At 35.6% G+C, this 6,422-nt stretch carries 5 protein-coding genes; 2 read left to right on the forward strand and 3 right to left on the reverse strand.

The genetic code is table 11. From position 1 onward, the window contains the following. The first annotated feature begins 969 nt into the window (after window positions 1-969). Window positions 970-2,037: a citrate/2-methylcitrate synthase gene (locus ACPYKA_RS17485; RefSeq protein ID WP_479543489.1), complete on the forward strand. Its 1,068-nt coding sequence runs from the start codon at window positions 970-972 to the stop codon at window positions 2,035-2,037. 129 nt (window positions 2,038-2,166) lie between these two features. On the opposite strand, the gene ACPYKA_RS17490 is transcribed toward ACPYKA_RS17485, so the two are convergent. From ACPYKA_RS17490 to ACPYKA_RS17500, 3 genes are all read right to left on the reverse strand, one after another. Further along, entirely contained in the window at window positions 2,167-2,319 is a 153-nt protein-coding gene (locus ACPYKA_RS17490) for a hypothetical protein (protein WP_479543490.1), read from the reverse strand. An 18-nt stretch (window positions 2,320-2,337) separates the two neighbouring features. Continuing rightward, a complete protein-coding gene (locus tag ACPYKA_RS17495) occupies window positions 2,338-3,600 on the reverse strand; it encodes a helix-turn-helix domain-containing protein (RefSeq protein WP_479543491.1) in 1,263 nt (420 codons plus the stop codon). A gap of 281 nt (window positions 3,601-3,881) precedes the next feature. Next, window positions 3,882-4,160: a VOC family protein gene (locus ACPYKA_RS17500; RefSeq protein ID WP_479543492.1), complete on the reverse strand. Its 279-nt coding sequence runs from the start codon at window positions 4,158-4,160 to the stop codon at window positions 3,882-3,884. 249 nt (window positions 4,161-4,409) lie between these two features. On the opposite strand from ACPYKA_RS17500, the gene ACPYKA_RS17505 reads away from it, so the two are divergent. Further along, a complete protein-coding gene (locus ACPYKA_RS17505) occupies window positions 4,410-6,083 on the forward strand; it encodes a thiamine pyrophosphate-dependent enzyme (protein WP_479543493.1) in 1,674 nt (557 codons plus the stop codon). Window positions 6,084-6,422 lie beyond the last annotated feature (339 nt).

A 6,422-nucleotide genomic window follows, 5' to 3' on the forward strand; every position in this document is an offset into this window, starting at 1 on the left:
GCAGAATTAATGGATAAAATTATATTTTTAGATGACGGAAAAATAAAACTGTGTGGTTCTCATCATCATTTAATGAAAACGAGTGAATATTATCGTACACTGTATCAGATGGATGAAGAATTGTAATCGATAAGGAATGTTGATTTATATTGGATTCATTTTAGAAGAGGATATTGGATAGAGACATAGCTAGACTAAACACTTTTAAAGAAGAACTATTACATTATAGAACGATACTATTGTAACATGCAAATATGGCAACTGAAGGATACTGTTGAGTAAAAAATATCTCACCGGATATGATAATGCACTGCGTTTTCATCACTGGCATAAGAGCGACACCTCAGACTGCACATGGCTCGTCCCACCACTGTATCGGCTCAAGCTGCGCTCCGCTTGCTTTCACAGTGTCCCCTTTACCATCTGGCCGGCTGCCTTAACCCCCTTAGGTTACACACTGCAAGGTCTCATCTAATCCTTTCCTCCTGCGACGGACAGGACCGTCTTAGTGTCGGCGTAGGTCACAATCTTTACGATGGACGAAAGCGAAGCTATAGTCCAAGGACGTGACCGTTTTTAGCCGACTAGAAGGCTCCGCGTATTCCTCCGCTGAGCGTGGCAACAACTCTCTACAAGATACTACAATCGCAATAGTTGATTGGAGCTGGAGGTCAGTCGACTTCTGCAGCAAAATCACCATATGCTTATCTATTTATTTAAGGATTCTACAAAAATTTCTTTCATTTAGTCTAATATTCTGCCATTTTTTGAGTAACTTTTATTATCAAGGAAAAGCATTTACATCAGTGTTCGTTCTTGATACTATTAATTTAGATACATCAATCGATTGAGCAATCTAAGTCAGATAATTCTACGTATAATAATTTGAAAATTCAAATTACTCCAAGCCGAGAGACCTTTAATTTTATATTGACATGAATATATTTTTAGGAGAAGGAGGATTACAACATGAATAGAGCAAGTGGTTATTTAAAACGCCCAGGAAATTCAGGTAATCACATAAGTTTGGTCGATGGTGAAAAAGGTCGGTTATTTTATCGAGGCTTGGATGTAAAAGAGTTAGCAATTCATCATACATTTGAAGAAGTTTGTTATTTACTTTGGAATGGGGAACTCCCAACCGAATACGAATTAGAAAAATTTAACAAGTATATGTACTCAAAAAGAAGATTGCCTAGATATATTATAAATATCTTGAAACATCTTCCTAATGATATGGATTTTATGAGCATATTACGAACAAGTATTTCAGCTTTAGGTTCCCAAAGTTATACGTGGAAACCTACGATTGAACAAGCAGTAGAAATAACTGCTATTACTCCGACAATCATTGCATATATTTATCGTAAAAATAATAATCTGGAATTTATTGAACCTTCCTTTGAGAAAGGACATGTTGAAAATTATTTATATATGCTAACAGGTGAGGAACCCAAAGAAGCCCATATTAAAGCATTAAATGCGTATTTAATTTTGACGATGGAGCAGGGAATAAATGCTTCAACTTTTGCCGCTAGAGTAATTACATCCACAGAATCTGAGATGGTCTCCGCTGTAACGGGAGCTATTGGAGCAATGAAAGGTTCATTACATGGAGGTACTCCAGCAAAAGTAAAAGAAATGCTTGATATGATTGGTACGAAAAAAAATGCAGAACGTTGGCTAAGATGTCGGTTTGAGTGCGGTCTAAAAATAGTAGGCTTCGGTCATCTAATTTACAAAGTGCAAGATCCGCGAGCACTCATATTAAGAGATGTTATTAAATCACTTGTCGGACAAGACGCTTTATTAGATTTGGCATATCATGTTGAACAAACGGTAATTAGTTTACTTGAAGAATATAAACCTGGTAAAAAGCTATATGCTAATGTTGAGTTTTATGCAGCTGCCGTATTAAAAGCAGTTGAAATGCCAGAAATATTATTTACACCGACTTATACGGTAAGTAGAATGGTTGGATGGACGACCAATATATTAGAACAGTCAAGAAGTAGTCAACTTTTCAAAACATTATAAAGGTTATTTTCAAAGTAATAATTGTGGAGCATTGGTCTCCACTTTTTTTATAAAAAATGAAAACAGCACGTTCTTTAATAGTGAGAACGTGCTGTTTTCTATATAATACAGGGGGTATTTATATTGCGTTTACTTGATATCTGCATTATCGCCGTTATTAATGCCAATAATACCATTGTTAGGGTTTACAGATTTAATATCTGCATTATCTCCGTTATGTATGTCGATTAAGCCAGAATGTAGTGCAGAGAATGCTAATCCTAGAAATAATGCTAAAGTCATTAATTTCCTCAATGTTTTTCACCACCTTTCTGAAAAGTTATTTAGCTCCATCCTGTAATAGGTTGCAGCATTTTTATATTTATTAGTTTTGTAATAAAAATCTCCTAATTCTTTTGCTATTCCTTTAGCATTTTTTAACAAATTATTATTTATAAAATAATTTAGTGCTTCTGTTTTTTTCTTAATAAATTCAGCTTCATTACCTTCATGTAAATCAATACTTCCTTTTAATGAAGATAGTCGGTAATAATCTCTTTCTGTTTTCAAATATTGCGATGAAGTTCTTGCTAATTTTTTTGCATCGCTATATTGATTAAGTACTATATGACATTTAATAATTTCGACTAGAGTAGCTAAAATACTATCAGATTTGATTTTTACTTTTAGTTCATAAGATTTCATAAATTGTTTTAAAGCTTCCGGAAGGTTATTCATTCCTTTATAAACGAGACCTTGATTATGAAAGACTCGTGCTTTGTGACTAGTTAATTTTAATATATTAGAGTAGTTCATCGCTTTTTCTAGTTCTTGTAATGATTCTTTAAACATAAAAGTATCACAAAATATTGTACCTAATAAATTATGTGCGATAGCTAAATTCTTCAGATCCCCGTTATTTATATAGAGTTTGATAGACTCATCGGCATGTTTTTTTGCTTTAAAATAATCGGCTATTTCATAACTGATTAAAGCTAAATTAAAATGCATATCTGCGCATATACTAGGTGAGTGTCGAACGGTCTCTAACAACATATAAAAAAAGTGATAACTCGATTCTAAATGATTATTTCGATAAGCCGATATGCCTTTATAATAAAAGTAAGCCTGCTTCAGTATCTGAGGGTATTCTGTTAAACTATCATTCTCTGATATAAAATAAGTTAAAGTGTTTTCTTCTATGTCTTTTGCTTTATCTAGCTTATTCACTTTGTAGTAATAACTGCATGTTAAGTAGAAATAAGTCCACTCTTGATAAATACAATTAATTGGTTCGTGAATTGTTGCTAAAATCTTTGGTGTGTTTGTAACATCGGTAAGAATCGTAACAAATAATTTAGATAATTGTTCGTCTAGATTTTTATCCGGTGTCAAACTACCCGATAAATAACTTTCACTTACCTTGAGTCTTTTAGCTAAAAATCGGATCGTTTCTTCGGAGGCTGAATATCTGCCGGATTCTAAGTTACTTAAATGACTAACTGATACAATTCCTTTTGCTAGTTTTTCTTGTGAAAGGTTATTTTTTAATCTTATGTAACGAAGTCTTTTTCCTAAGTGCATCTTCATCTCCACCTAAATTGTATAATTTAATAGTATAATATCCAAATTTACAATGGTTTTTTTAATATTTTAACCAGAGTTTTGACTTTCCCCAAAACAATTCGTTTTTTCTGTATATTTTTCATTTTAAAATTAGGAACTTTTGTAGAATTGAGTTTTTAAAAAAATTATGAGAGTGGAAAACCCATTTGATCGTCTATAAATGGGATAAAGTAATGTTTTGTATATTATTTTGAAGTGATCCGCAAAAAAGTATCCATCTGGATTTTAAAACCTCGCATTTACCAATCAACTTCAGGTATGATGCGATACTTCTGACAGCGTTCATCTACACTCTCTAATTTATCTATAACAATGATTAACTCAAATCCATTTCCTTTTTGTTCTGTTTTCGCTCTTGTATGAAAATAATGATCGTCTTCTAAAGCGGTTTTAGCGGTTAACAATATAAATAGGGAAAAACAATCGTAGTTAAAGCGTCCACATCGTTCATTTCGACCGTATAGTTCTAATCCAATAATGCTTCCATAAAAATCTAGCGACTTTTCTATGTCGTTCACATATAATTCGACTCTGAATTTTTCTCATCCTTTCCCAAAGAGATAAAAGGTATTATGTATAGAATAGGTTGCCTCTTTATATTATCAATAGTTATTGGATAATTATACTAGTTTTAAAAAATAAGATTGAAAACAATATAAAACTACGGTATACTTTAATTAAGTTTGAAATGTTATTTCATTAAGTGAAATGTAAGCGATTGCAGATTTTGTCGAACGATGATGTTTAAGAAAAAAGGAGACACGTTCATGACTGTGAAAAGGCAGACAATGACTGCTGCGGAAGCGATTGTGAAAGTTTTAAAAAAAGAGGGAATTAAGCATGTGTTTTGTGTACCCGGTGAAAGCTATTTACCAGTCCTTGATGCTCTCCATGACGAATCTACTATTCAAGTAATTTCCACTCGCCAGGAGGGTGGAGCTGCTTTTATGGCGGAAGGATATGCAAAGTCAACTTTAAAACCAGGAGTCGTTCTTGCAACCCGCGGAGTTGGGGCAGCGAATTTGTCAATTGGAGTGCATACGGCTTATCAAGATTCCACGCCGATGATTGTATTGCTGGGCCAAGTCCATAGTAAATTTCGTGGGAGGGAAGGTTTCCAAGAAGTTGATTTGGATCAGTTTTTTGATCCAATTGCCAAATGGGCAGTTGAAGTTAGGGATCCGGAACGAATGCCTGAGATTATGGAAAGGGCAATACGAGTCTCACAATCTGGTAGACCTGGTCCTGTTGTTATCTCGCTTCCGGAAGATGTTTTGCCGGTAAAAAAAGAAATGACGTTTAGAGGAAGTTTTATAAAACCAAAACCTGCACCAGCAAATGAGGAAGTTTTGAGAGTTGAAAAATTGCTGAAGCAAGCAAAGGGACCGCTTGTGATTGCTGGTGGTGGGGTGAAGAATTCAAAGGCGGAGGCTGCAATAATAACTTTTGCTGAAAAATATCAATTTCCTGTTCTGGTTGCTTTCCGTAGACATGATGCCTTTCCACATAATCATCCCTTATTCGTTGGCCATTTGGGGCTTGGGAAAAGTGATTATATCGATGAAATGATTGAAGAAGCGGATACGATCCTTGCGCTAGGAACAAGATTATCGGAAGTGACGACAAAGGATTACACACTGTTGAAAGATCATCATACGTTAATTCATGTGGATATTAATGATGAAACGTTAGGAAAAGTATACAGTCCAGACATCGGGATTGTAGCGGATCTCTCTCAAGCATTGCATGCGTTCTCGTCACTAAGTATTACTCCAATTTGGCAGGAATGGGTTTTTCAAAAAAGATCTGCTTATGAAAAGGCTAGCAAATTAAAACTCACGAAAACGGATGTCATCAATAAACAGGTGATTGCAACGCTACAGGAAAAATTACCGGAAAATGCGTTGTTAACAAATGATGCTGGAAATTTTGTTAGTTGGTTGCATGATTTTTTCAAGTTTATGAAGCCACATACGTATGTCGGGCCAACGTCAGGGGCGATGGGCTATGGGTTACCGGCGGCAATTGGAGCAAAACTCGCTTTTTCAGATAAAACGGTTGTCACACTAGCGGGAGATGGTGGTTTTATGATGACAGCCAATGAACTGGAAACGGCAGTTCGTTATCATATTCCAGTAATTGTTCTCGTATTTAATAATAATATGTATGGAACGATTCGAATGCATCAAGAAATGCATTATCCGGAAAAAGTCATTGCTACTGACTTAGGTGCTGTTTCGTTTAAAAATCTAGCGGAAAGTGTTGGGGCAAAAGGATATTCAGTAAAGACGATCGATGAATTTAATGTCGCTTTTACAGAGGCACTTGCTGGAGATTGTGTTTCTGTTATTGAAATTATTACGGAGAAAGAGCAAATTTCTGTAAATGCAACGATTGAAGAAATTAGACAGAAAGCAAAAAACAGGCTTAATTCTGAATAATAATGTTTTACACAAAATCTATAAACTGTGCAGTAACTTAGGTTAATTTGCTCTATAATATTTAACCAGAGTTGCGACGTAAAATACCGCTTCGGCTGAATACTTCGCTTTCCGTGGGCACGGCCTCAGCCTCCGAAGCACAGGACGTGCAAGTGCAGGTGTTGCGACAGGACGTCGCGCACTTAACCTGCCTCGCGGAAAAAGCACCGCTGCGGGGTCTTCGGACTCGTGCTATTCCCACAGGAGTCTACGTATTCTACCTACGCTAGTTTGGAAAACACCAGCCCAGCGGAGGAAATACATGGAGACTCCTGCAGGAGGAAAGGCCTAGGTGAGACA

This window comes from Pseudogracilibacillus amylolyticus (SeqCode) (assembly GCF_051918545.1).
Taxonomy (GTDB): domain Bacteria; phylum Bacillota; class Bacilli; order Bacillales; family Amphibacillaceae; genus Pseudogracilibacillus.